The following is a 26,218-nucleotide window of genomic DNA, read 5'->3' as shown; positions in this document are numbered from 1 at the left end:
TTTCCTGCTTACGACAGATAAAAATAAAGCGCCTTGTTATAAAAACGCTGGCGCTTTAATTTCTATACAAACAATGTAGCGATTAGTTACAGCGCCAATCTTCCTTAAAGTCACACAAGCCATCATCATCTTCGTCTGACGTAAGCTCAATGTTGGTCGATACCTTCTTTGATACTTCATTTGCGTGATTATCGATTTTTACTGGCTGCTTTTTATCAATAAAACTGAAGATTGTTTTTGCAATATCCGTGTTATCAATTTGCCCCATAAGCGATTGATAACCAGCACCAAAAGCAAATACTTCAACATCTACACCAGTGTGACCGCCTGTTGTCCACCCCGTGTTTGTTTTGGTGTCTAAGAAGGTTTTTACTGCCATGAAGCGAGTTTTATCATCTTGGTTCGAGACACTATCAAGCGTAGCTAACTCTTCTTCACTCAGTGATAAACCAAGCTTTTGCGCAACATACTCGCCAGGGTTCTCTTCATTTGCCATCTCTAGAGCAATTGTCATTACCGAGGCTGACATAGACTTAAGGTGTTCAGGGCTCCAGCGGTAGTCGCCGTTTGCGCCAATGGTTAAGCCACCTGTGCTGTGGTCCGCCGTCAAAATAACAAGAGTGTCAGGGTTGGCTTTCACATAGTCGCGCAAATACTCCATAGTTAACGCAAGGTCGTGCATTTCAGCCATGGCAGACGCGATATCGTTTGCGTGACCCGCCCAATCTACTTGGCTCGCTTCAACAAGAAGAAAGAACCCGTTGTCGTTTTCTAAGTGTTTAATTGCATGTTGAGTTAAATACTCAAGGCGATTTTTTCGCTTGTCGTCCAGTACCGCAGGCAGTGCTACCGGAGCAAACAGACCGAGAACATTACTTCCCGCAGGCACTGAAGCCAAGCGGTTATATGAATCGGCATATTCGTAGCCAGCATCAATAAATTGCGCCAAGATATCTCTGTCGTCGCGTTCAAAGTAAGACGTTCCACCGCCTAGCATCACGTCAGCGACAAACTTGCCGTCTACGCGAACATCAAAGAAATCTTCAGCAATTTCGTTGTAGTTCTTACGGCTCTCGTTATGCGCGATGTATGACGCGGGTGTCGCATGAACAATTTGAGAGGTTACTGCCAAACCAGTACGCATGCCTTTACTTTTCGCATGGTACATAACAGAATTTACCGGTTGTTTGTTTTCATCAACACCTATTGCACCGTTGTATGACTTAACGCCTGTAGCAAGCGCTGTTGCAGCAGCGGCTGAATCGGTAACATAACCCGATACACGAGCGGGGTAAGTCGACGCGTTACCCACCAAAATGTCGTCAAATACAACTGTCTCTACTTCCGGAGTTGACGGATCATCTACATAATTACGATAAGCGGTGGTGTAGGCCGGCCCCATACCGTCGGCAACAACCATAATGATATTTTTCGGCACGCCTTTAGTTTGCGTACCGGTTGCACTTGCTGATTCGGTTATGGATTCTGTGATACCACAACCCGCAAGAACAGCAATAGACGCACAACTTAGTAGTGATGTGCGAACAAATTGTTTAATCATTTAAACTTCCCTGAGTAAGTAAGGTATCTACCGGCCTGGTTACCCGAAGATACAACAACAATAAAGAAACTATCGCGAATGATTCTTTGGTGATCATAAAGGTGTTAGCAAAGCGATAATATGCAATAGTGTAAAGCAGGCTGACTAGATGCTCAAAGCTTTTGGGTAAAATAACGCAAGCGTGAGATGACCAGGTGGTCATCTCATAAAATTTACGGCTTTTAAGAAGGGAAAAACCACTAATTTTGTGATGAAAGGTATTCTCGCATGCGCTGTTGCGCCACGTCTACGAGCATGTCGGGCTGGAACTTGGAGATAAACCTATCACACCCCACTTTTTCTACCATGGCGTCGTTGAAGCTTCCGCTTAGCGATGTGTTGAGTGCTATAAATAAGTTGCTCATACGCGGGTCGTTACGCACTTCTGAAGTAAGTCGATAGCCGTCCATTTCTGGCATTTCTGCATCGGTGAACATAAGCAGAATTTCATCGGTAGGATTTTTACCTTCATCGGCCCACTTTTTGAGTAATGCTAACGCTTCAGCACCGTTTTTTCGTTCGATAATCGTGATGCCAAGCTGCTCTAACGTATCCTTTATTTGTTTTCTTGCCGTGCTTGAGTCGTCCACTATCAACACTTTCTTACCTAAAAAGTGGTTAACTATCTCTTTATCTAGCACTTCTTCAGAGATAGATGTGTCGTAATCGATGATTTCCGCGAGTACTTTTTCAACATCAATAATTTCTACCAGCTCTTGTTTACCCTCAACATTCACCTGAGTTATGGCGGTTAAATAATTGGATTTCCCAATGCCGCTAGGGGGGGGTTGAATGGTACCCCAGGATGTATTCACTATGTTTTTCACCTCTCCAATAATGAATCCCTGCACGCTTCTATTGTACTCAGTGATGATAACGTTCTTGGCTGTTGCCTGTGTGGCTGCACCGCGCATTTTGATTGCCTGACGCAAGTCTATGATGGGAATGGAGCTTCCACGATAGTTCATCACCCCTTTCAGATTGTGGTGTGAACCAGGCATTATATTGAGCTTAGGTACGTTTATAACTTCTTTAATTTTAAAGACGTTCATGGCAAAAATGTGTCGTGTTCCCAGTTGAAACATCAAAAGTTCAAGCCTGTTCTCGCCTACAAGCTTGGTTCTTTGATCAACTGACGACAATACACCGCTACTCATAACACCTACTTTTACAATTAATAATCAACAACCTAGCGCCAACTTAGCACGTTTCGCCTATCAAACCGCGTTGTTGTGCCCCATTAGACTAACGCTACCCTGGCCACAGGTATAAAGCTATTACCTATTTAGCTAATAGACAGTTGAAAAAACCAACACTATTAAGAATTTACCGACCTCATACCAAATAAGCTGAAGACAAACATCCGGCCAAACAACCATAATTAGCATTTTCACCAATGCCCATTGTTTAAAGGCTTCCCTACCACTTACGCTGCCATAGTTCCGCGAAATTATTTGCTAAGCGAAATCATTTCTTAAATATAGGCGAACATTTCAGCGCGCGCTTGCAATTTAAGTTTGCCCCCTGCAACGCGATTGACTCCCACAAAAGAAACATTCACAAAATAAATGACCGCAATGCAAAATATATATTTCTATTATTCTAAATCCGGCACTAGGATGAAATGGAATCAACGGGAACGCCCTACAGCGTAAACATAAACAACGTTAAGTATTTTAATTATAGTCGGGAGAGACGCTCATGTCGCAATATCAACAAGACATTGATAACTTCGCCACATTAAAGGCAGCACAAAACGGAACGTGGGAAGGGATCAACCCAGAATTCGCTGCACGCATGAAGGTTCAAAACCGTTTTAAGACAGGTTTGGATATTGCTCGCTACACTGCAAGCATCATGCGCAAAGACATGGCTGAATACGACGCAGATTCGTCTCAGTACACACAGTCACTAGGCTGCTGGCATGGCTTTGTAGGCCAGCAAAAAATGCTTTCAGTTAAAAAGCATCAAGGCACAACCAATAAAAGTTACCTATACCTTTCAGGCTGGATGGTAGCAGCACTTCGCTCTGAGTTTGGTCCTCTACCTGACCAATCAATGCACGAGAAAACGTCAGTTTCTGCACTTATTGAAGAGCTTTACACTTTCCTTCGCCAAGCAGATGCGCGTGAATTAGGCGACCTTTTCCACAAACTAGACGACGCGAAGAAAAACGGTGGCGATGTAGCTGCAATTCAAGCTGAAATCGACAATTACGAAACTCACGTAGTTCCAATTATCGCTGATATCGACGCGGGCTTTGGTAACGAAGAAGCAACTTATCTACTTGCGAAGCAAATGATTGAAGCGGGTGCGTGCTGTATCCAAATCGAAAACCAAGTATCAGATGCGAAGCAATGTGGTCACCAAGACGGTAAAGTAACCGTGCCACACGAAGACTTCCTAGCGAAGATCAATGCAGTACGCTATGCATTCCTTGAGCTAGGTGTAGATGAAGGTGTAATCGTTGCACGTACTGACTCACTAGGTGCTGGTCTGACTCAAAAGATCCCAGTATCTACATCAGAAGGCGACTTAGCGGCCCAGTACAACGCTTTCCTTAAAACGACTGAAGTTGCGGGCGCAGACGACCTAAGCGAAGGTGATCTAGTTCTTAAGCAAGGTGGCAAACTGGTTAAGCCTGAGCGCCTACCAAACGGTTTATTCCGCTTTAAAGACAACACAGGTTTTGACCGTGTAGTACTTGACTGTGTAACGTCGCTTAAACACGGTGCTGACTTGCTATGGATTGAGACTGAAAAGCCACACGTTGGCCAAATCGCTGAAATGGTTAACGCTATTCGCGAGCAAGTACCAAATGCCAAGCTGGTATACAACAACTCTCCGTCTTTCAACTGGACGCTTAACTTCCGTCAGCAAGTATTTGATGCTTGGACAGAAGAAGGTAAAGACGTTTCTGGTTATGACCGCGCTAAACTTATGTCTGCTGACTATGATGACAGCGAACTAGCAGCAGCGGCTGACGAGAAGATTAAGAGCTTCCAGGCTGACGCAGCACGCGAAGCGGGTATCTTCCACCACCTTATCACGCTACCGACTTATCACACTGCAGCGCTGTCTACTGACAACCTTGCAAAAGGTTACTTCGGTGAAGAAGGTATGCTTGCTTATGTTCGCGGTGTTCAGCGTCAAGAAATTCGCCAGGGCCTAGCGTGCGTTAAGCACCAAGCGATGGCAGGTTCTGACCTAGGTGATACACACAAAGAGTACTTCTCTGGTGAAGGTGCACTTAAAGCGTCTGGTGAAGATAACACCATGAACCAGTTCGACGTATAACGCGAACAGGCAATGAGTTAAACGGAAAGTATCCCAACCTTTCCTATAGGGCACCTTCGGGTGCCCTTTTTTGTGCACGCTATTCATTTCATTTATATTTTCTACGAAAAATAAAAGAAGCCATATTTTTCAAACCCTCATAACAAATTTATATACATCATATTTTTCAATTGCTTATTGTTATAAAATTGAGAAAGTTAAGACTAAACGCTTATCTGACAATCAAATAAAAAAGCTTTATAATAGCTACGTTTAATTAGGTTTAAGAAGAGCATTAGAATAATGAATATAGCGAAGGTCGACCTGAATTTATTGGTTTATTTAGATGTGCTGTTGCGCGAAGGAAGTGTAACGAAAGCTGCAAACCAGCTAAGCATTACTCAGCCAGCAATGAGTAACGGCCTGAAGCGACTTCGCGATCTATTTAAAGATCCGCTTTTAGTTCGTACCAGCGATGGGATGACTCCCACCAAGCGCGCGCTTGAACTACAACCCATTATTCGCGATGTGCTTAGTCGATTGGAAAGCTCTATTCAGCCCGAAACTGATTTCGATCCGTTAACCAGCGACAGAACTTTCCGCATTATGACCAGTGACTATGCAGAGAGTACCTTGTTACTTGAACTCGTTGGAAGACTGGCGGATTTAGCGCCCAATATTACGCTTGACCTTATTACGCCGAGCGACGTCACGTTTCACGATGTCGAGCAAGGTAAAGTGGATATGGCAATTAACCGATTCGATGAACTGCCGTTGTCGTTTCACCAAAAAGTTATCTGGTATGACACCTTCAGCTGCGTAATGAGTTCCGACCATCCGCTAGTAGAAAAATGCAACTTAGAAGGCTACCTGAGCGCCCAGCATATTTGGGTGAGTAAAACGGGGTTTGGTGTTGGCGTAGGTATTGACCCGAACGAAGTTCAAAAGTTGGGTTGGGTAGACGCTGAGCTAACAAAAATTGGCAAACAGCGTGCAATTCGCGTGTTTACTCGTCATTACCATGCAGCGCTTCAGATTGCGAAAAAGCAAAAACTTATTGCTACCCTACCAAGCAAAGCGGCGCGTTTATTCAAACACGACCCAGATGTAGTGATTAAAGAGCCGCCTTTCGACATACCACCTATTGCGCTAAAAATGGCGTGGAGTGCCCTACTTCACCATGACGCAGGTCACATTTGGTTGCGCCGCTTAATCAGCAATGTAGCTAGCGAAATGAATGCGGGCTAAACATTCACAGAATATATGGCAGAAATACAAACCATAAATTAAAAAACTATCTCTATACACACTACACTGGGTAAACAGACAAATGTATAGAGGTAGTTATGCAAGGATATATTACTAGAGGCCGACTACAGGTTGCCGAACAACTCGATAACTTTATTAATGAACAGGCACTTCCTGGCACAGGCGTAGATAAAGACACCTTTTGGCAAGGTGCAGAAACCCTCTTCGAAAAATTCATTCCTCAAAATCGCGCGCTATTAGAAAAGCGAGAACAGCTTCAGCGCGCTATCGACGATTATCATAAAGCTGGTAACCCGGTAAACGGAAACGAATATACCGACTTCCTAAAAAGCATTGGTTACCTTGTTGAGCAGCCGTCACAAGTAAGTGCACAAACACAAAATGTAGACGCCGAAATAGCAACAATGGCAGGCCCTCAGCTAGTCGTGCCAATCAACAACGCTCGCTATGCACTTAACGCGGTAAATGCCCGTTGGGGAAGCCTTTACGACGCACTATACGGCACTGACGTCATCAGCAATGAAGGTGGTGCAGAAGCGGGAAAAAGCTACAACCCCGTTCGCGGCGCCAAAGTAGTTGCGAAAGCGAAAGACTATCTAGATAGCATGATACCGCTAGCAAAAGGCAGCCACGCTGACGTTACAGAGTATAAGATTGAATCGGGTAAATTGGCGATCACTCTTGTCGACGGCGATGAAACCACCTTAGCAAACACAGAGCAATGGCAAGGATACCAAGGTGACATTAGCGCACCGTCAAGCCTGCTATTTGCACACAACGGTCTGCATTTTGAAATTCAACTAGACCCGACTCACCCTATTGGCGAGAGTGATGCCGCAAACGTAAAAGACGTACTGGTTGAAGCCGCATTAACCACCATAATGGACTGCGAAGATTCCGTTGCTGCTGTTGACGCTGAAGACAAAACCTTGGTGTATAGCAACTGGTTAGGCTTAATGAAGGGCTCGCTAAGCATTGAAATGACAAAGGGCGGCAAGCAGCTTGTTCGCGCTATGCATGACGATAGAAGCTACCAGCCGTCTAAACACGCTTCACAAGACGAGCTAAAAGACGGCGAACTAGTACTTTCTGGTCGAAGCCTTATGTTTGTTAGAAACGTGGGCCACCTTATGACTAACAGTGCTATGCTCTTTGACGGCGAAGAAGTGCCAGAGGGGATCATGGACGGTTTAGTCACTTCACTTATCGCAAAGCATGATCTTTTAGGAAACAGCAAATTTAAAAACAGCCGCGAAGGCAGTATTTATATTGTTAAACCTAAAATGCACGGTCCAGAAGAAGTTGCATTTTCTAACGCATTGTTTGGTGCTATAGAAACGATTATCGATGTTCCAGCTAACACCCTCAAAATGGGTATAATGGATGAAGAACGCCGTACTAGTATCAACCTTCAGGCGTGTATTGCTGAAGCCACTTCACGTGTTGTATTTATCAACACAGGTTTCTTAGACAGAACCGGTGATGAAATTCATACCTCAATGCTCGCTGGCCCTTTTGCAGAAAAAGCTGCCCTTAAGTCGATGGCATGGATTAAAGCTTATGAGACCGCCAACGTGGCTGTAGGTCTTCGTTGCGGTCTTTCTGGCAAAGCGCAAATCGGTAAAGGCATGTGGCCGATACCTGATGAAATGCAAAATATGATGACCGCTAAAATTGGCCATCCTAAAGCTGGTGCTAATACCGCTTGGGTGCCCTCTCCTACTGCAGCAACACTGCACGCGCTTCATTACCACGATGTAAATGTGTTTGACGTTCAAAAGTCGCTAGATGAAGACTTTGATGGCCTTGCTGACATACTTACCATTCCGTTGTTAGAAGATGCCGCTACACTTACGCGTGAAAGTATTAAGCGTGAAATCGACAACAATGTTCAGGGTATCTTGGGCTACGTTGTACGCTGGGTTCACCAAGGTGTAGGCTGTTCTAAAGTGCCAGACATCAACAATGTAGGCTTAATGGAAGACCGCGCGACCTTGCGAATTTCATCGCAGCATATCGCTAACTGGCTAGAGCACGGCATTGTAAGTGTAGACCACGTTAAAGAGTCGCTTGCACGAATGGCAGTGCTAGTAGATGAGCAAAACGCGGGGGACCCTGAATATATCCCTATGGCACCTGATTTAGACAGCTCAATTGGCTTCTTAGCTGCAAGCGACCTTATCTTTAAGGGTAAAGAGCAGCCTAGCGGTTATACCGAACCTTTATTGCACGCTCGTCGACGCGAGATGAAGGCGAAGCTTGCCGCGAGTTAATTTCAGGCGTGTATTTGTTGGTTAGAATCTCAAGTTTGTAATCAAGGTAACAAAGCGCGTTCGCGACACAAGTGCATATAAACATGGCTCACTCTGTTAACCCAGCAGTGAGCCTTTTTTATGGGACGTTTCCACGTTGTTCAAACAATTACAAAGTGTGAAGGGCCAGTTGGGCTTACAGTTAAGGGCACAGAACATCATTCAATGTAGCGATATAGCAACACCTTATACTAAAGAAATCGCTCTTCTTCCTTTTCAAACTTTACTGATAGTGCGCCATTAAACTACGCTTTTACTATGAGGCACTGCGTTTCGTTTTACCGCTCAATTAAAAACCTTGTTCGCAACGCCTCCCTAGTTTGGAGTATGCACATGCAGATAGCCTCGGCGGCGATACCGAATAAACTTTTACATGCGAACGTCACACAAATAGTACCTATCTTTTCAGGTGGAGGCACCCGCTTAAGTGCCCATATAGGCATCATAAAAGCGCTGCACGATATGAATGTTGGCTTCGATACTTTGGTTGGCGTATCTGGCGGCTCTATTATCGCGTCACTTTATGCTAAAGGTTACACTGTGGAGCAAATGCGAGAGCTCGCACTGGTTACTGATTTCAAGCAATTCACTGAATTTTCACTCGTAAGGTTGCTTCGGGAAGGCGGGCTTTCTTCTGGCGACGTATTTCAACGATGGATTGACGAACAGTTGGAAGGCGCAGTGTTTACCGACCTACCTCTTGATTTGCATATTCTGGCTACCGACGTAAACGGCGGCGGACCAGTTTTGTTCAACAAACAAACCTCTCCAGATATGAAAGTGTCAGAAGCAGTGCGGTACTCTATGTCGATACCGCTTATCTTCTCGTTTAAGCCCTTTAAAGAGCACTTGCTAGTAGACGGCGCTATATTGTCTGAAGATGCGTTGTTTGAAGATTGGCGAGGCGATGGCACGCCATCAGTATGCTTCAGACTGCAAAGCACCAATCAAAAACGTAAAGCCATTAAAAAGAACCTACTTCAATTACCCCAATACGTCAGCATGCTCATTCGCACGTTTATGACGGCAATATCCAGGGAGTACGTCAATGCGAAGTATTGGCACAATACGGTGGTGGTGAATACCGGGGAGATTTCCGCGGTGGATTTTTCGCTTACACCTGAAATTAAGAACACACTTTTTGAGCTCGGTTATGCAACCACGAAAGAGTTCTTGCCCAAAAAGTGTGCGGGATTTATGAGAAGCAGTGCACTTTAACGGTTTCAGAAAGTAATTATAAGTCGCTAGCGCTTACACTTTATAAAAGTAGCGATACCAGTCGACAAACGCTTTTACGCCTGTTTCAACATCGGTAGATGGCTGGTACCCAGTATCTTCAACGAGCGACGACACATCAGCATAGGTGTCAGGCACATCGCCCGGCTGCATAGGAAGAAGTTCTTTCTTCGCCTCTATTCCCAGAGCACTTTCAAGAGTTTCTATGAACTTCAAAAGGTGTACGGGCGTTTGCGCGCCAATGTTATATACCTTATATGGTGCTTTACTTGTACTTGGGTCTGGATTGCCGCCGTCCCAATTCTCATTAGGTTTAGCCACATTATCCAATGAGCGAATTACGCCTTCAACGATATCATCGATATAAGTGAAGTCACGACGGTGGTTACCATAGTTGTAAACCTGTATTGTTTTACCTTCCAAAATAGCCTTAGTGAACTTGAAAAGCGCCATGTCTGGACGGCCCCAAGGCCCGTAAACGGTGAAAAAGCGCAGCCCCGTTGTAGGCAAGTTATACAGGTGACTATAAGTATGAGCCATCAGCTCGTTCGCTTTTTTAGATGCCGCATACAAGCTGACTTGGTGATCTACGTTATGCTGTTCTGAAAACGGCATAGTTTCATTCGCACCGTAAACTGAGCTAGATGACGCGTACACCAAATGCTCGACTTTATTATGACGACACCCTTCTAGAATATTCACAAAGCCAACAATATTTGAGTCGACGTAAGCGTTAGGATTTTCAAGTGAATAACGCACACCAGCTTGAGCAGCCAAATGCACCACTCTATCAAATTTGTGCTCTTCAAAAAGCGCAGCCATTTTATCGCGCTCTTCAACACCCATTTCTACGAAAGAAAACAAATCAGCAGCAGTTGATGATTTAATTTCGTCTAGACGAGCGTGCTTTAAATTCACATCGTAATAATCGTTAATGTTGTCAATCCCGACAACTTGGTCACCACGATTGATAAGGTATTGCGATACAGCTGCGCCAATGAAACCAGCTGCTCCGGTGACTAAGATTTTCATTTATTAATCCCTTGGGTATTGTTCAGTAATTTGAGGTACATCCGTCACGTCCTAACTGATGTAAATTTGTTATTCGGCTCTGAAGGGGTAAGCTTTAAGCTTATAGTTGGTCATCTTAGCAGTAACGTGTTTTTTAATAAGTCTTTCACCATCATAAAAGCTGCTCTAGAAGTTCTGTAACCTTACATAGAATAAGCAAGTGTTAGGCCACAACTCACCTCTCAATTCCAATGTTAGCTTTCTTCATCGTATTGCTCAATTAACCTAATGACAAACTTTACAGGAATAGCATAAGAAATTCCCGTTGGCGAAGCCAGAGCACTTTCCTTAGTATCTTTAACTAAAACTTTATTTATTACTCCAATAACCTCTCCCGTTTCTGGGTTATATAATGGGCTGCCACTGTTTCCTGGATATGCGATGGCATCAAGTTGATAAATTAGGCTAACATTTTGAAGACGCTTCATCATTACCAAATTTAACTGGTCGCTATTGGACGCAGGTATTGCATCTGGCGTTATAGCCGAAATATAACCCCTATGGGTTGCTGGGTATAGCCCTAACACAGCACCAATTGGAAAACCTGTAAGCGCGATTTCAGTTCCAGGAAGCAGTAGTTCTTTGCTTCCGAGCTCAAGGGGTTTCAAGGGAGAACTCAACTTCAATAAAGCCAAGTCATGCTTGGGATCTATTTCAACGACTTCTGCTCTTATTTTTTTAACAATACTTCCCACTCCGCTAAGAACAACATAATTTTCAACGATAGTTGGATCTAGATCTTCTGATACTACGTGATAATTAGTTATTGCGAAGTGACCATTCGTAACAACAAAACCAGTTCCTAGAACACGGGGGGACGTATGCTTGATTGGCGCATCGATAGCAATTGCTACTGTACCTTCTGAAACCATTTTGACCATATCAATAAAGTCATTACTTAGATTAGAATGTGCTTTAAGCTCGGCACTGAAGATAGTGAGCATAAGTAGAGCTGCGCTATAAAAAATTTTCATATTATTTCCGCCTGTAGATATTTAGCACCAAAGTCTCTTACATATTGGCTACCGAAATGGCTTGAATAAATTATGTATTCTCATAAAAACAAATATTTTCATGCCTATCTCACATAAATCACTGCGTATTTTCGAAGTTACAAGTCAAAATACGAATGCTAAGCAAATAGAAATTATCATTTACCAAGAAAAATAGTATAAAAGGATTAAGTAATTTATGAAAAATATTTGCTAAACTCTCTCGAAGGATGATTTTTGTGGATCGAAGTTTAGTGGCTAATAAAACAATAATAGCGCGCGTGAAGTCTATCGTCGGCCGGCACAGTAAACTAGGAAAAGCACTTGGCGGATTAGAGAAACTTCAAGAAGCTAAATTTATCTCTAAACACTTCTCAGATTTTCTAGAGCCGGTTGTTGCACAATCTCAGTCGACTCGTGATCAAAGTTATACAATACGACACAAGGTATATTGTGAAGAACTTGGATTCGAACCGCTTCGAAGCGACAAACTCGAAAAAGATGAATTCGATACGTTTTCCAGCCCTTGTCTGATAAAGCACAGGAGGTCAGGCCACTATGCGGGCACAGTTCGGCTAGTGAGGCCTCAATCAGAAGAGCAACTTCTTCCAATAGAGAAGTTTTGTTTAGATTCCATTACTCATGAAACGCTAAATCCTCGTAATTTTGCAAGACAAGATATTTGTGAAATATCCCGTCTCGCAGTTCCACTCGAATTTCGAAAACGTCAGATGGATAAGTTCTCTGGAGCCGCCATTGGTGTAATCAATGAGCACACATACTCGGAAAACGAGCTACGCTGTTTTCCATTTATAGCTATAGGTTTGTACTTTTCTGCGGCAGCTCTAGTAATTCATAATGATATAAAGCATACCTACGTTATGATGGAACCTAGGCTAGCTCGCAGCATGCGGTTCATCGGAATTCAATTTGAACAAATTGGTCCTGTTGTAAATTATCACGGTAAAAGAGCGCCATATTATATCAACCCTACATTGCTATTCCATAACCTCAGACCTAGTTTTAGAGTGATGTTAAATGATATCCAAGAAACGGTTAGTAAGTACCCAAAAGGATTAGTGTAAGTTATGTTTGACTATACTAAAGCTTTTTCCAGAAATATTGGATGGTTGACTGAAGACGAACAGCAGAGCATTAGAGCCAAGCGTGTTGCTATCGCAGGCGCTGGAGGAGTAGGCTTTGAACACGCAGTTACTCTAGCAAGACTTGGAATCGAGAAATTTTCTATTTCAGATTTTGATATTTTTGAAGTCCATAACCTAAATCGCCAAGCTGGTGCTTTTCTTTCCACTTTGGAAATGCCAAAAATCTCTGTCTTAGAGGCAGTACTGAAAGATATAAACCCTAACTGTTCAATAAAAGTTTTTCCTGAAGGAATAAATTCAACAAACATTTCTGAATTCCTCGCTGATGTGGACATATACATAGATAGTTTGGATTTTTTTGTTATAGATGTTAGAGAGCAAGTATTCAAACATTGTCATCTACACGGTATACCCGCGATTACAGCAGCGCCGTTAGGAATGGGAACTTCTGTACTTTGCTTTACAGATTCCAGTATGACTTTCACAGATTATTTTGATATTCAGAAAGAAGATGATGAAGAAAGTAAGTGCTTAAAGTTTTTAGTCGGGCTATCTCCTAAGATGCTACAGAAAGAATATTTAGTCGTTCCAGAATCAGCTAATTTCAAGGAGAAACGCGGACCTTCTACTCCGATGGCGGTCAAGCTTTGCGCCGGTGTCGCCGCTACAAATGCACTTAAATTGCTACTTAAAAGAGGGGATGTTCTTACTGCACCAAAGGGAATTCACTTTGATGCATATCGAAACAAATTTAAAGTAACTCACATACGAAAAGGTAACAAAAGTTTTATACAGAAGCTGAAGTTAAGAGTTGCAAGGAAGTTAGTGCTATCAAAATAGTGTCGACTTTCTTTACATAAACAAAAATTCCGCCCCTTTAAAATTATAAAAAACTTAGATTTTCAGTAACTTAAATAGTTGGCACATTTTAAGCTACTCACTGGGAGTACTCACAAATGTAATAGTTCATACGGAGGCGACATGAACAAGCTTACAAAAATTTTTACTGCTGTAGTTTTTGCAGGATGCACAGCAACGGCGGGGGCATCTCCGTTATTTATGAACCCTGGAGACAATGATAGTGGTGTTCCATTTGGTGATGCCGACGGCTTTACATACACTTTCGACATGTTCACTTTTAACAACATAACTCCTACTTCTGCATATCTTGACCTTGAAGGTGATGGTATTCAAAACGGAACTTTGGTTTTTGACAGTGCACAAGGTGAAGTAGGCTTCTTAAACCCTGACACAGGTTCTAGCGAGTTCTTCACAGACGCATGGAATCTCACCTTCGATTATGAACTATGGGGTTACGCGGGTGTAATCGACAACGGAGTCGCGAATGGTCAGTTTGACGACGGTGACACCTTGGTAGCTAACTTCGTAGGCGGTTACTTCAATATGTATTTCGATGATGACGTGTCTACACCTAATGATTCTGTTCCAGCTCTTTCGCTTTCACTAAGCGGTAGCACATTCAATGACGGAGGCGGTATCAACCTAACGTTATTCGCCGAGATTGAATCGGTACTTTCTAACCTATTCTTTATGGACCCATCATTTAATGGGGACTCAGATCTTGCTGAAATCGTAGCGAATAATGATCCAAGCCAATACGGCGCTGAGATTACAGCGGAAATTACCAATGCTGAGCAGGCGCCAACAGATAACGGCTACTCTCCGAGCGTTTTTAACAACCAGGTTCTTACTTCGCTAGGTATAAATCTGGACGATTTCGACAACGAAGTCTTCCTAAGCAGAACAACCACGCTTCCTAGTGCTAACCTTGAAATTCAAGTGTCTGCACCAGCTACTATCGCTGTTATGGGGCTGGGTCTACTTGGTTTAGGCGGTTTCCGTAGATTCAGAAAGTCTTAGTAACAAACCGTAAAATGTTAAAATAAAAAGCGACCGATTGGTCGCTTTTTTGCTTACCATTTAATGAAAAGTGGTTATTGCTAAGGATAGCCTTTACACTCAAGTTATTCAGATTAATATTCAGGGTCGAATATGAGAAACATCGTTTTAACCATCACTTTTTTCAGTCTTTTTGCTTGTTCGCCGAACAGCGAAAAAGCCTCTTTCGATTCTCTATCCTCAGAGTCTACTTACTCCGAATTATCAACATCTATTGTTCAACTCCGAAGTGCTATTGCATCATCACCTGAAAGCGCTAAGCACAGATACCTCTTGGCAAAAGCCTATTTATATCAAGGTAAATATGACTTCGCTGAAAAAGAAATAAATAGATATTTAGAATTTGTTAAATTAGAGCAGCCTAGTAATGAAAACAGAACGGTCCTCGAGATTTTTTTTCTTTCTGAGAACTTTGCCTCTCTTCAAGATTTTGCAAAGACACTTGAACCAACATCTGAAGAAGCGGATTTAGCGAAGGATTTATTAGTTTTAGCAGGTTACGAGTCTTCTTCAAACCTTCAAGTTGAGTTATATAAGGCTATGTATCCCCTTCTAAGGAAGGGTAAAACTAAAGAGTTAAGTTCCTTTCTAAATGCACTACCGTTGGAGCAAACTACTTTTGTTCAGCGATATATTGCTTCTAAATTTTACTTTTCTATTAATGAATTCAAATTAGCGTCTGCCGTTCTTGATGGCTTACACAAGGTGAGGCCGAATGATACAAGAGTTATAGTCTTAGCAGCAATTTCACACTATAAGTCTCAATCGCTGGAAGAAGCAGAGTATTTTGCCAATATAATGCTCAAAGCTGATAAAGATAATCCAATTGCAATGCTTATAAAAGCCAATGGAAACTTCAAAGAAGGTAATTACTCGCTAGCAGAACAAGAAATAAATATCGCATTGTCTAGAGGTATCGAATCTTTTGAAGCTAGATTAACAGCAGCATTAGTAAACTATCAGTTAGGTAATTTTGAAAAGGCGTACAATCACTTCAAAAAAATAGAGGATCGAATTCCACGTTCGCATCTAATATATCAATATGTCACTGCAACTAAACTTATGGTTGCAGAACCGATTGAGGCGTACAATTCTTCGAAGGAGCTTGAAGTAAATGATACCACTTTCCCCTTGCTACTCAGTCTAGCATCTAAACTTGACGAAGACGGTAAGAAAAAGCAGGCAAATGAATTGCTGAACTCAATGAAAGGTAATGAATTTATTGATGGCGATGTCAAATTCGCATTAGACAGTTTCCTCAAATCTAGAGGGCAAGTCGATACCCTATCTCTAGAATCTTCCTTTGCACAAGCGTCGAAGGATGTTCAGCAAAAAGCAATACTGATTACAACACTGTTATCAGGTGACGACGAAGAAACTGCACTCAAGTATTTAGATGAATGGCTGCTCGATGCTCCTAACAGTGTGGAGTTGTTGTTACTCAAAGTAGCGACGTTAACAAAGTTAGGAAATGAAAAAGAAGTCAACGAAACTATTAGTAAAGTTGAAGCGATATCACCAGACCATCCCCTTATCAATTCATATCGAGCCGTTATGTTGTTAAAACAGGGAGATAAACTAGCTTCTCATAGTCTTTTGAAAAGGATTATAACTAACGAGTTTTATTCGTCTTGGGCTGTAGAATTACTTATCAATAGTTCAAATAGTAAAAAAGAATTAGTAGGAAATGTTGAATTTCTCGCATCTGTCTACAACGACAATCAAGGGCATGAGCACTTAGCACCAACTTTAGACTTAGCGTTTGCTCAGGCTTCAGCAGATATGTTTGAAGACGCAATAGCAACTATTGAACGGTGGCAGAAGGAATCAAGTAATAAAGAGCTGGAAAGTAGAGCTGTATACGAATTAAAAACCGTTCTACATTTATCTTTAAAACAATACGACAAGGCTAAAAATGCTTTATTTGAGTGGAAATCTAGTCTGGGAGTATCAAAAGAGTACCTTATTAGAGCACTCACATTAGCAGACCTAAATAACGACCCGCAATTTGCATTGATCTCTATAGAAGAAACAAAAACTGCGCTTCCTAAAGAAGAGTCGGACAACTTCAGTCTATTGAAAACAAGGTATTTATTAAAATTAGAACGATTAGCAGACGCTATCAGCACTTTAAACTCTTGTTCTTATTCAACTAAGAAAAAACCTTTGTGGAAAAAGCTCAAAGGTCAAACACTTGCCCTTAATAAAGACTATAAACAAGCTAGCGTGTACTTCCTAGACGCCTACAAACTAAATAATTCTACAGAGATCGCGCTGTATTTGATGCAAAGTTATTTCGCAAGTAATCAGAGAAAGTTAGCAGAGAATTTCGCGCTGCAACATCTGGAGCTTTACCCTAAAGACAGTGCTGTTAGAATGCGCTTAGCTGAGCTTTTATTTAACCACTCTCCGACTGAAGCATTGCGACATTATGAATACCTTGATGATAATCAACTGGCAACCGTTGGCTCACTCAACAATCAAGCTTGGCTTTTGTTAAAAATGGGAGAGAACGCAAGAGCACTAGTGCTCGCAAAAAGAGCATACAAAGACGCGCCTAGTGAAATATCAGTTCTTGATACCTATTTAAAAAGCTTAGTTGCCAATGCTGAAAATGAAGAAGCCCTTAAACTTGCTGAATCGCTGTATTCAGAGAATCGTGAAAGCTTTGAAATAGGCCTAATATATATCAAGATTCTTTACGACATTGGCGAAGTAGTTTCTGCAGAGAAGACACTTAAATTACTTACTCCAAATACTCGAAAGCAGCAAAATGACTATAGACGTATGAAGGATCTTTTATCAACTAGCTTGTAGACTAGTTTATACTACGTAATATTTGTGCTCCCCTATAGACTGGGGAGCAGTATCTACAACCAGCTTAAGTAAATTACTTGAAGTAATACTAGTAGCATTTCTACAAGAGTAATACGTTTAAATGTATAACACCATCCGCCTAATTAAGTCTGATCTAAAAAGGAAACAGCAGATCTTTCTAGAAGATGGCTCTAAAATATCATTACTAAGAGCTTGCATAACTGATGGAACTAGCGCTAACATCCTGTATAGATTAGCTTTTCGCTGTTCTAAATCCAAGCCCTTAGCTCCAATTGCTCTACTTCTACAACACCTGAACAGAGTTTATAACGGCTGTATGATTGGTGTTAAAGCTGAATTTGGTCCAGGTTTTGTTATCATGCACCCTATTGGCTTGGTTATTAACTCAAAGGTTAAGGGTGGTGCAAATATTACTCTAGAAAGTGGTGTTGTAATCGGCGATGAAAAAGGCAGTTCGCCTTCTCTTGGTAATAATATTTTTTTTGGTGCTGGAGCTAAGGCATTCGGAGGTATCCGAATAGAAGATTCTGTCAAAATAGGCGCTAACGCGGTAGTAGTCCACAGTATACCGGCAAACAAAACGGCTGTAGGAATACCTGCAAGAGTAAAGTAGACACAATGGAATATATAGAATTTTTGTTTTGGAGCTCAGTATCATTAATACTCTACAGCTACCTTTTTTACCCAATAATCCTTTATATCTTGAGTCGCCTATTTGATAAAGGAGATATTGCAACCAGCGACTTAGAGCAGTCTGAAAAAAGTAATAGCTATTTTCCTTGCGTTTCAGTGGTAATTTCTGCATTTAACGAGGAAGACTACATTGAGCGCCGGATTACAAACCTTTTATCTTTGAATTATCCAGCTGATAAATTTCATATTTTGATAGCATCAGATGGAAGCACTGATAAAACAAATGAAATAATTCAACGCCTAGACGATCCGCGCTTGTCAACTTTTTGTTTCAAAGAAAACCGTGGAAAAATAAACGTACTAAACGATATGCTAAGTCGTGTAAAAACAGAAATAACTGTTTTTTCTGATGCCAACACAATGTTTGACTTAAATGCACTCGTACATTTAACTCAACCCTTCAGTAATGACAAAGTGGGCGCTGTATGTGGTGAATTACACCTAATAGACAATTACTCTGGAGACAATAAAGACAGTCTCTATTGGAAGTACGAGCAATTTTTGAAATATCATGAGTCGAGACTAGACGGTTTACTGGGTGCAAATGGTGGTATTTACGCTATCAGAACTAATTGTTATGAGCCTTTGCCTACTAACACTATTATTGATGATTTTCTTATAGTAATGAACGTTGCGAAACTTGGCTTAAAAATTAACTATTGTAAAGATTCTCAAGCTTTCGAGGAGATAGCTCCGTCTCTACAAGAAGAGTCAAATAGGCGGGTTAGAATTGGAGCTGGCAACTATCAGTCTCTTTCTAGGCTTGTGTGGCTTCTCAATCCAAAATATAAATGGCGATGTTTTACCTATATAAGCCATAAAGTTATTAGGTGGTTTGTACCGCATTTGATGATAGCTACTCTTTTATGTAATTTTATTTTAGTATTTAGCGATAATGCGCTCTACGGTTATATACTGTTCTTTCATTTAGGGTTTTATGGAATGTGGTGTCTAGGTCGCTTGAAGATATTTGCTAACGTTCCTTATCTAGGCGGTATCATCGCACTGATAACATTTTTTGTATCTATGAACGTTTCGTTATTTCGTGGTTACTTAAAGTTTTTGACTACAAATTTATCGGCCACTTGGCAAAGGACCTCTCGATGACCGCTGTTATTGCGCTAGCTACCCTCTTATTCATCTTAGCTTTCTTAATTATTGTTAAGAAGAAAAAAATGCAAAGTTGGCTATGGAATTACGTCAAAAACAAGTTAAAAAGCAAGCCAGTTACTAGCGAGACGAAACATGTCATGTTTTGCTTTGTAGACCACTATGAACCTCAATGGCTGAATAAAGATAATATTGAATTAGAAAGGAAGCGTGTCGATCGCTGGATGGTAGATTATCCATCTATGGCGAGCAAATTCAAAGATGCGGACGGCTGCCACCCAAAACACAGTTTCTTTTATCCAGAAGAAGAATACAGAAAAGAGCACCTAGATAAGATTTCCGATTTATGTGCAAAAGGTTTTGGCGAGATAGAAATACACCTACATCACGAAGACGATACTAGCGATAACTTAAGAAAAACCCTCTCAGGCTTTGCCCAATGCCTTCACGAAGAACATAATGCATTGAGTGTGGACCCGGAGACAGGCAGACCCGTTTACGCTTTTATCCATGGAAACTGGGTGTTAGATAACTCTCACCCTGAAGGAAAGTGGTGCGGTGTAAACGATGAACTTATTGTACTTCGAGAAACAGGGTGTTACGCCGATTTCACGTTTCCATCCCCCGATGAATCGCAACCCGCTATGTTAAATACCATTTACTATGCGAAAGACGATCCAGACAAGCCGAAGTCTTATGAAACCGGACGACCTATTGTTAAAGGTGGAAAGGCTTGGGGTGACCTACTGCTTATCCAAGGGATTTTGGGTTTAAATTGGAAAGTGCGAAAGAAAGGAATTTTTCCTCAAATCGAAAACTCAGATATACGAAAGTCTTTCCCCCCTACTCCAAACAGAGTTGATTTATGGATTGAGCAAGGCATTCACGTAGGAGGAAAGCCTGAGTGGGTATTTGTGAAAGTCCATACTCACGGCGCTCAAGATGGAGATATGGATACTTTGCTTGGTACCCCCATTGAAACGATGCACCGTCATCTTGACGAAAAGTACAACGATGGCGAAAAGTATTGTCTTCATTATGTCTCTGCAAGAGAAATGTACAACATAGTAAAAGCAGCTGAAGCAGGTGAAGAAGGAAACCCAAACTCGTATAGAGACTATATCCTCAGCGCTCCTTCGTTTAAACGGCTTTGAGACCGCTGATGTCGCGTATAAAAAGGAAAATAGGTAGCTGGTTAGGGCTTGACCATTACTTTTGGAACAATCGCCCTGCAGGTCTATACAGCGTTAATTTTCATCGAATAGGAAATAGTGACGATACATCTTTCGATCCTTGCGTGTTTTCCTGTACAACTAAAGAACTCGATGACCATATAACCTTTTTCAAGAAAAACTTTAGAATTATCAGTATAGCTGAACTAAATAATTTACTCATTTTAAATCAACCTATCGAAGAGCGCCTAATGTGTGTTACTTTCGACGATGGCTATATTGATAATTTCACCAATGCACTACCTGTTCTCAAAAAACATAAAATATCTGCTAGCTTTTTTATTGCGACAGCGTTGATAGGGAGTAACACTGTTCCGTGGTGGGACAAAGTTGCTTACCTACTTAAAACTTATCGTCCAACACAAGTTAAGTTGTCGAATTGGAAGAAACCCGTTTTAAATACTAATAATGAAAAAATATTCATACGTGATGTACTTACTCAAATAAAATGTTGTAAGACTTCTGCTCAAGATCAAATATATCAATTAGAGAAACAGTTGGGGTTCGAGCATAGCTATCCAGAAGCTGAATTTATGAATTGGGACCACCTTCGATATTTATTAGAAGAAGGAATGGAGATTGGTGCTCACTCTCACAATCACGATATACTGACAAAATTATCTGAAGATGAGTTGTTTTACGAATTAAGCCATTCTAAAGCTCTACTAGAATCGAAGCTTAAAACAAATATAACCGCTTTTTCATACCCTGTTGGAAATCGCTCAACCTATAACGAAAAAGTGATAATAGGACTCAAAAATAATGGGTATGAATTAGCGTTCAATTTCCAACCTGGCATAAATCGTCTGCCTTTAGCATCGCCATACGATTTACATAGGTTCCCTATTGCGCCTGGCATATCGAATGAAGATTTAAAGAAATTATTCGGGTATGCAAAAAGGTTTTAATGATGAAAGTTTTACATTGCGTAAGTAGCCTTCAGGTTGGGGGGGCAGAAAAATGCGTTAGAAACCTGTCACTTGAACAAAAGTCACAGCAATTAAGTGTCGGGATACTCTCCTTCGGTAAACCAAGTGATGCATTTCAAAGTGATATCGAGAAGGCTGGAATAGAGGTTTTTAATATAAATGGAAATGTATTCGTTAGATCGCTTAGAACAATTTCTGTTCTATTGAAATACTCGACAATACACATCCACTCTCCTGCCGTAATTAGAGCCTTTACTCCGCTGTTTCTGCTTTTAATGCTAAAAAATGTGATATATACAATTCATGGTGAAGTTGAACCTCCTCTTAAGTATTTGAAATTTTCACATAAATTAAGTTCTGTATATATAAATACTATCTTTGCTGTTTCAGAGCCTATCAAACGCGGAATTAAGGAAAGGTATGGCTGGCCGGAACAGTGTGTTTCTGTGGTAGAAAATGGTGTTGTAGTTCCCCGTTCATTCGTTGACATTGGAAACAAGAATAAACTGAGGTTATGCATGGTTTGCCGCCTCATTCCGCTCAAGAACGTTTCTCAAATTATTGATGCCTTTAATAGACATAAGCTGTTTGAAATGTTTCTTCTGGATATATACGGTGATGGCCCAGAAAGAGCCAAATTAGAAGATAAAGTGGAACGTTTAAAGTTATCAAAGTACATTACTTTTCATGGGAACCAGTTAGATGAAAACTTTATCTATGAAAATGAAGATGTATTGCTAATTAATTCGACTACTGAAGGTCTTCCTATGTCATTGGTAGAAGCTATGGCTAGGGGCATACCGGCAGTCTCAACCAATGTCGGCAATATTAGCTCTGTCATTTCACATGGTGAGAATGGGTATATTTACGAAATTAACGACATGGCGACATGGAAAAAATGTCTTTTTAGATTACACGAAGATCGTAAACTTTTAGAAGAAATGGGAAAAAGTGCACACCGATTTATTTCTAAACAATTTTCTATTAAATCAGTTTCATCTATATATCAGAAATTCTACTCATGACTGGAAAGCCATCTTTACTTTTTTTCACCAACTTGCATCCTCTGCCTTGGCAGCCAACACGAGCTACATACAATGGAGAAGAAACTAAGTACTTAAGTGAACATTATGAAATAAAGAAATTAATTCCAGTGCCCTGGTTCGTCTGGCTAAAAAAAGTTGTTTTAGAAAAGCACCGTGTACCTGATAACACCTGTATTTTTCCTTTTCTATATGTTCCCAAAGTACTAACTTCGCTACACCCTCTCATGATGATCATTTCAATAATCGTATCGTTAAAGCCTCTTCTCTGGCTAATAAGAGCAAATAGAGTGATAGCGAGTTGGTCTTACGCGGAAGGTGTTACTGCTGCTTTTTTTAAAAAAATTAGCAAGGGAAAATTAATCATAGAAACATTAGGCAGTGATGTTAACGCTCTTATGGAAAAACCTTTTCACAGAGCTCAAATGAGATGGGCTTTTAACAACGCGGATGTAGTGACCGGAAAAAGCATTGCTTTAGTTAAAGCGATAGCTAATCACGCTCCAAAAACAAACACAAGCGTTGTCTATAACGGTGTGGATTTTAATACTTTTTCTTTGCGCCCACGCCCCATTTTTCGAGAACAACAAATACGGTTACTCTTTATTGGCTCGTTGATTAAGACTAAAGGTATTGAAGAGTTAATTGGTGCTATGGCGCTAATGAAAACAAACGTGACTTCGATTGTTTTAGACATCATCGGTGATGGAGAGCTAATACAAAAAATACGCAATGAAGTGAAAGTCAACAAACTAAATGAGAATATAAATATTCTTGGCTCGGTAGCACACGATCAACTATTGCCCTATTTACACAACGCTGATGCGTTAATACTTCCTAGTTACAGGGAAGGTGTGCCAAATGTTGTGATGGAATCATTAGCAACTGGAACTCCTGTCATAGTTACAAAAGTTGGGGGTATACCGGAAGTAGTAACCGACTGTAGTAATGGCGTATTCATTGACGATTTAAATAGCCAGGGAATTGTTGAAGCCATATATAAATTGACACAGCGTCATTGGAATCCCGAATTTATACGGTCTTCTATCTCACAATTCACTTGGAGCAATACGGCGGACCAGATACGCGGCTTATTAGAAAAAAATGACTAGTTATAAAGATATTAAACAACTAACTATTAAACAGTTTGAATCAGCTATCAATAAAGCTTTTGAAGACAAGTCTTCGTTCAGCTTTATTAGGCTCGGAGATGGTGAGGGAGCTCTTTTAGATTTTAACGAAGAGTGTACCATTCACGATACTTTGTACCTTGCTGAGCACGTTGGCAAACAAGCTTCTCTAAACCAGCTCTATGACTTAAAAAGAAACCTATCAAACCTAATAGACACCGCAGATATTATCGGAGTAAGAGATGATGTTTTAGGTGTTTCATTTAATGACGCACTTATCAGCAGTAGCAACACCGAATTATTTTTAGACACCTTCAAAAAATCATTTAGATTAAGAGAGACAGAAAGAAATATTTGTTTTGCCGATGCAGTTAGAATCGCAAAACTTTACAAAACGCTAAAGCATAGGACGTTTCAGACGCAGCAGTTTTGTACGCAGTGGATTTCTTTTGATTACTTTCTATCAGGGGCTATGACTAATCTGTTAGAACGTGCCGGCCATATTGGCGTAATAACTGCGAGGACCGACATACCACAAAAACTTAGAGAATGCCTTGAAATAAAAGTCACTGAACACATCACCCCAGATAAGTCAGCCAGACAGGTGGGACACTTTGTTCCACACTATCCAGAACATTTCGAAAGAATCAAAAACAGTATAAACGTAGAGTATCACGGAATGCCATACTTAGTAGCAGCAGGCCTTATAGGAAAGGGGTATTGTGCTGAAATACAGCAACAAGGCGGTATTGCTTTAGATATTGGTGCGTTAATCGACTGTTGGGATGGGCGCTATAGCAGACCTAAAGTAATAGAATCTCGTTTTACCGTTAAAAAAACACTATTAGGTAAAAAAAGACTACCTGATGAACTCAAAATGACAAAAGAGAATGCAGCTAGATTACGTCAAGTATTTAAAAATAGGCATGGCTAAGTTCGCAAAGTGGACTACACGATCAGGTATAAATTTTGAGTAAAAAACGACTACTGTCCTCAGGACTATTCTCACTTATTGAAAAAGTGATTACTGTTTTAGCTATGCTAATTCTTACCCCCAGTATTATTGAAAGTATTGGTAGCGAAGGGTATGGCTTATGGCTTCTAATCCTCTCTGTGTTAGCTTTCTTTAATATAATTGAACTAGGCTTTCCTGCTGCTGTTCAACGGTTTGTTACCTTATATTTAGAGAAAGGAGATAGAGATACCGCTAATCTATATCTCACTACATCCCTATTTTTATTTTTATCACTTGGAGTATTATCAGCTTGCGCTGCACTATTAGTATTCCAATTCCCACATTTACTAGGTCTAGAAGCTGATATGGATCAGCTATTAATAAAGGTAGCAGCTATCTTTGCTGTTAAGATAGTTGTTGATTTCTCCATGAACCCCATCCACGCCATCTATGCAGCTCATTTAAGAGTTGATATTGATGCAGCACTCACATCGTTAAATGTCATTATTAAATCAAGCTTAATTTACTTTGCTGGTCGGCACTTCGGTATTGTTGCGATGGCTCTATGTGCTGTATTTACAGATATTTTAGTAAACGTATTAAAGATTACTGTTGCCAAGAAAATTTATCCATATTGGCATTTAAGAAGGCAGTACATTTCATACAGTGGATTTCTTGAACTGTTCAACTTCTCAAAATATATCATAATCATGGCTTTTGCTAGGATGGTAAATCAACGTTCAGCGCCGATTTTGATTAGTAATATCATGAGTGTAAACGCAGTTGCAATCTTTGGAGTAGCACAAAACCTGATAAATCATGCCGACACATTGAACAATTCTATTTTTCACGCATTTTCCGCATATTTTACAAAATTAGTAGCTCGCGGAGGCGAACTCAAAAATCAAATAGAAAAAATTGCAAGAATGTGTTTTTTGTCTTGCTTGATCCTAGCTGTAAATTTAGTTGTTTTCAGCGGCCCTTTCATAAACATCTGGTTGGGTAACTCGTTTGATGACGCTTCTTTGCTCATATCGATCATGGCGACGGCTTTACTTGTTCGGCCATATGCCATGATATTTAGAAACATTCTTTTAGCACAAGCCAACCACAAGAACCTTATGTATGTTTCGCTAGTAGGCTCAATAGCAACAATTTTATCAACAATCACGCTTGGACGAACTCATGGAGTAATTGGCGTGGCCTTTGCCTTCACTTCAGTATCATATTTGGTTCAATTTTTTCTCCATCGCATTGTTTTTAAAAGGTACAATGAAATTTCTTTATTAAAACTCGATATATGTTTCGCGGCGTCAGTGTTTATATTCGCCGCCACCTGGTTACTAGGTAAAGAGCAACTAATAACACCGAGCACATGGGGCTCACTGTTTTTATCAGCTATTATTTTTAACGCAGTTATTATTCCTCTGCTTGCATACCTGTATTTGCCGAAAGAACTTTTAAATTTAGTTTTTGTGACAATAAAGAGAAAAATCAAAGGGTAAC

The 26,218-nt window shown here is 40.8% G+C and carries 20 protein-coding genes; 16 read left to right on the top strand and 4 right to left on the bottom strand.

Annotated elements, in window-relative coordinates:
- Positions 1–82 precede the first annotated feature (82 nt).
- Positions 83–1,561: an alkaline phosphatase gene (locus AC27KT_RS06435; protein WP_487128419.1), complete on the bottom strand. Its 1,479-nt coding sequence runs from the start codon at positions 1,559–1,561 to the stop codon at positions 83–85.
- Positions 1,562–1,800: 239 nt separating this feature from the next.
- The gene (locus tag AC27KT_RS06430; RefSeq protein WP_487128417.1) at positions 1,801–2,757 is read right to left on the bottom strand and encodes a chemotaxis protein CheV; all 957 of its coding nucleotides are present in this window, start codon (positions 2,755–2,757) and stop codon (positions 1,801–1,803) included.
- A 544-nt stretch (positions 2,758–3,301) separates the two neighbouring features.
- Here AC27KT_RS06430 and AC27KT_RS06425 point away from each other — a divergent pair.
- The 4 genes from AC27KT_RS06425 (at position 3,302) to AC27KT_RS06410 (ending at position 9,675) form a co-directional block, all read left to right on the top strand.
- Positions 3,302–4,897 carry an isocitrate lyase gene (locus AC27KT_RS06425; RefSeq protein ID WP_487128415.1) on the top strand — a complete coding sequence of 532 codons (1,596 nt, stop codon included), beginning with the start codon at positions 3,302–3,304 and terminating at the stop codon, positions 4,895–4,897.
- A gap of 282 nt (positions 4,898–5,179) precedes the next feature.
- Entirely contained in the window at positions 5,180–6,124 is a 945-nt protein-coding gene (locus tag AC27KT_RS06420) for a LysR family transcriptional regulator (protein WP_487128413.1), read from the top strand.
- A gap of 98 nt (positions 6,125–6,222) precedes the next feature.
- Positions 6,223–8,418, top strand: coding sequence for a malate synthase G (locus AC27KT_RS06415; protein ID WP_487128411.1), 2,196 nt, complete (start codon positions 6,223–6,225; stop codon positions 8,416–8,418).
- A gap of 372 nt (positions 8,419–8,790) precedes the next feature.
- On the top strand, positions 8,791–9,675 hold the full coding sequence (locus AC27KT_RS06410) for a patatin-like phospholipase family protein (protein ID WP_487128409.1): 885 nt from the start codon (positions 8,791–8,793) through the stop codon (positions 9,673–9,675).
- Between the two features lie 33 nt (positions 9,676–9,708).
- On the opposite strand, the gene AC27KT_RS06405 is transcribed toward AC27KT_RS06410, so the two are convergent.
- Positions 9,709–10,725: an NAD-dependent epimerase gene (locus tag AC27KT_RS06405; protein ID WP_487128407.1), complete on the bottom strand. Its 1,017-nt coding sequence runs from the start codon at positions 10,723–10,725 to the stop codon at positions 9,709–9,711.
- A 233-nt stretch (positions 10,726–10,958) separates the two neighbouring features.
- On the bottom strand, positions 10,959–11,738 hold the full coding sequence (locus tag AC27KT_RS06400; RefSeq protein WP_370243547.1) for a S1 family peptidase: 780 nt from the start codon (positions 11,736–11,738) through the stop codon (positions 10,959–10,961).
- A 257-nt stretch (positions 11,739–11,995) separates the two neighbouring features.
- Between AC27KT_RS06400 and AC27KT_RS06395 the strand changes: the two genes are divergently transcribed.
- From AC27KT_RS06395 to AC27KT_RS06340, 12 genes are all read left to right on the top strand, one after another.
- A complete protein-coding gene (locus tag AC27KT_RS06395; RefSeq protein WP_487128404.1) occupies positions 11,996–12,841 on the top strand; it encodes a PEP-CTERM/exosortase system-associated acyltransferase in 846 nt (281 codons plus the stop codon).
- Positions 12,842–12,844: 3 nt separating this feature from the next.
- The gene (locus AC27KT_RS06390; protein WP_487128402.1) at positions 12,845–13,702 is read left to right on the top strand and encodes a ThiF family adenylyltransferase; all 858 of its coding nucleotides are present in this window, start codon (positions 12,845–12,847) and stop codon (positions 13,700–13,702) included.
- Between the two features lie 141 nt (positions 13,703–13,843).
- Positions 13,844–14,743 (top strand): hypothetical protein, encoded by a 900-nt coding sequence (locus tag AC27KT_RS06385; protein WP_487128400.1) that lies wholly within the window; start codon positions 13,844–13,846, stop codon positions 14,741–14,743.
- Between the two features lie 132 nt (positions 14,744–14,875).
- Positions 14,876–17,599 carry a tetratricopeptide repeat protein gene (locus tag AC27KT_RS06380; protein ID WP_487128398.1) on the top strand — a complete coding sequence of 908 codons (2,724 nt, stop codon included), beginning with the start codon at positions 14,876–14,878 and terminating at the stop codon, positions 17,597–17,599.
- A 121-nt stretch (positions 17,600–17,720) separates the two neighbouring features.
- Entirely contained in the window at positions 17,721–18,233 is a 513-nt protein-coding gene (locus tag AC27KT_RS06375; protein WP_342325379.1) for a serine O-acetyltransferase, read from the top strand.
- Positions 18,234–18,238: 5 nt separating this feature from the next.
- Positions 18,239–19,420, top strand: a complete 1,182-nt coding sequence (locus tag AC27KT_RS06370; RefSeq protein ID WP_487128395.1) for a glycosyltransferase family 2 protein — start codon at positions 18,239–18,241, stop codon at positions 19,418–19,420.
- Positions 19,417–20,577, top strand: coding sequence for a hypothetical protein (locus AC27KT_RS06365; RefSeq protein WP_487128393.1), 1,161 nt, complete (start codon positions 19,417–19,419; stop codon positions 20,575–20,577). Before AC27KT_RS06370 ends, AC27KT_RS06365 begins: the two co-directional genes overlap by 4 nt.
- A gap of 8 nt (positions 20,578–20,585) precedes the next feature.
- Positions 20,586–21,563, top strand: a complete 978-nt coding sequence (locus AC27KT_RS06360) for a polysaccharide deacetylase family protein (RefSeq protein ID WP_487128391.1) — start codon at positions 20,586–20,588, stop codon at positions 21,561–21,563.
- On the top strand, positions 21,563–22,609 hold the full coding sequence (locus AC27KT_RS06355) for a glycosyltransferase (RefSeq protein ID WP_487128389.1): 1,047 nt from the start codon (positions 21,563–21,565) through the stop codon (positions 22,607–22,609). The genes AC27KT_RS06360 and AC27KT_RS06355 overlap by 1 nt, the downstream gene beginning before the upstream one ends.
- Positions 22,606–23,739, top strand: coding sequence for a glycosyltransferase (locus tag AC27KT_RS06350; protein ID WP_487128387.1), 1,134 nt, complete (start codon positions 22,606–22,608; stop codon positions 23,737–23,739). Before AC27KT_RS06355 ends, AC27KT_RS06350 begins: the two co-directional genes overlap by 4 nt.
- Positions 23,732–24,691 carry a hypothetical protein gene (locus AC27KT_RS06345; RefSeq protein WP_487128385.1) on the top strand — a complete coding sequence of 320 codons (960 nt, stop codon included), beginning with the start codon at positions 23,732–23,734 and terminating at the stop codon, positions 24,689–24,691. The genes AC27KT_RS06350 and AC27KT_RS06345 overlap by 8 nt, the downstream gene beginning before the upstream one ends.
- 35 nt (positions 24,692–24,726) lie before the next feature.
- On the top strand, positions 24,727–26,217 hold the full coding sequence (locus AC27KT_RS06340; protein ID WP_487128383.1) for an oligosaccharide flippase family protein: 1,491 nt from the start codon (positions 24,727–24,729) through the stop codon (positions 26,215–26,217).
- Position 26,218: the final 1 nt, after the last annotated feature.

The organism is Alteromonas sp. 5NW40-0090 (genome assembly GCF_057552975.1).
This window is presented reverse-complemented; position numbering and strand designations above follow the sequence as displayed.

Bases quoted from the DNA above. Each gene is read 5' to 3' on its own strand.
- AC27KT_RS06360 (WP_487128391.1), top strand. From the start codon at position 20,586: ATGTCGCGTATAAAAAGGAAAATAGGTAGCTGGTTAGGGCTTGACCAT.
- AC27KT_RS06405 (WP_487128407.1), bottom strand. From the start codon at position 10,725: ATGAAAATCTTAGTCACCGGAGCAGCTGGTTTCATTGGCGCAGCTGTA.
- AC27KT_RS06380 (WP_487128398.1), top strand. From the start codon at position 14,876: ATGAGAAACATCGTTTTAACCATCACTTTTTTCAGTCTTTTTGCTTGT.
- AC27KT_RS06425 (WP_487128415.1), top strand. From the start codon at position 3,302: ATGTCGCAATATCAACAAGACATTGATAACTTCGCCACATTAAAGGCA.
- AC27KT_RS06375 (WP_342325379.1), top strand. From the start codon at position 17,721: ATGTATAACACCATCCGCCTAATTAAGTCTGATCTAAAAAGGAAACAG.
- AC27KT_RS06420 (WP_487128413.1), top strand. From the start codon at position 5,180: ATGAATATAGCGAAGGTCGACCTGAATTTATTGGTTTATTTAGATGTG.
- AC27KT_RS06385 (WP_487128400.1), top strand. From the start codon at position 13,844: ATGAACAAGCTTACAAAAATTTTTACTGCTGTAGTTTTTGCAGGATGC.
- AC27KT_RS06345 (WP_487128385.1), top strand. From the start codon at position 23,732: ATGACTAGTTATAAAGATATTAAACAACTAACTATTAAACAGTTTGAA.
- AC27KT_RS06355 (WP_487128389.1), top strand. From the start codon at position 21,563: ATGATGAAAGTTTTACATTGCGTAAGTAGCCTTCAGGTTGGGGGGGCA.
- AC27KT_RS06350 (WP_487128387.1), top strand. From the start codon at position 22,606: ATGACTGGAAAGCCATCTTTACTTTTTTTCACCAACTTGCATCCTCTG.
- AC27KT_RS06430 (WP_487128417.1), bottom strand. From the start codon at position 2,757: ATGAGTAGCGGTGTATTGTCGTCAGTTGATCAAAGAACCAAGCTTGTA.
- AC27KT_RS06370 (WP_487128395.1), top strand. From the start codon at position 18,239: ATGGAATATATAGAATTTTTGTTTTGGAGCTCAGTATCATTAATACTC.
- AC27KT_RS06435 (WP_487128419.1), bottom strand. From the start codon at position 1,561: ATGATTAAACAATTTGTTCGCACATCACTACTAAGTTGTGCGTCTATT.
- AC27KT_RS06365 (WP_487128393.1), top strand. From the start codon at position 19,417: ATGACCGCTGTTATTGCGCTAGCTACCCTCTTATTCATCTTAGCTTTC.
- AC27KT_RS06400 (WP_370243547.1), bottom strand. From the start codon at position 11,738: ATGAAAATTTTTTATAGCGCAGCTCTACTTATGCTCACTATCTTCAGT.
- AC27KT_RS06390 (WP_487128402.1), top strand. From the start codon at position 12,845: ATGTTTGACTATACTAAAGCTTTTTCCAGAAATATTGGATGGTTGACT.
- AC27KT_RS06410 (WP_487128409.1), top strand. From the start codon at position 8,791: ATGCAGATAGCCTCGGCGGCGATACCGAATAAACTTTTACATGCGAAC.
- AC27KT_RS06415 (WP_487128411.1), top strand. From the start codon at position 6,223: ATGCAAGGATATATTACTAGAGGCCGACTACAGGTTGCCGAACAACTC.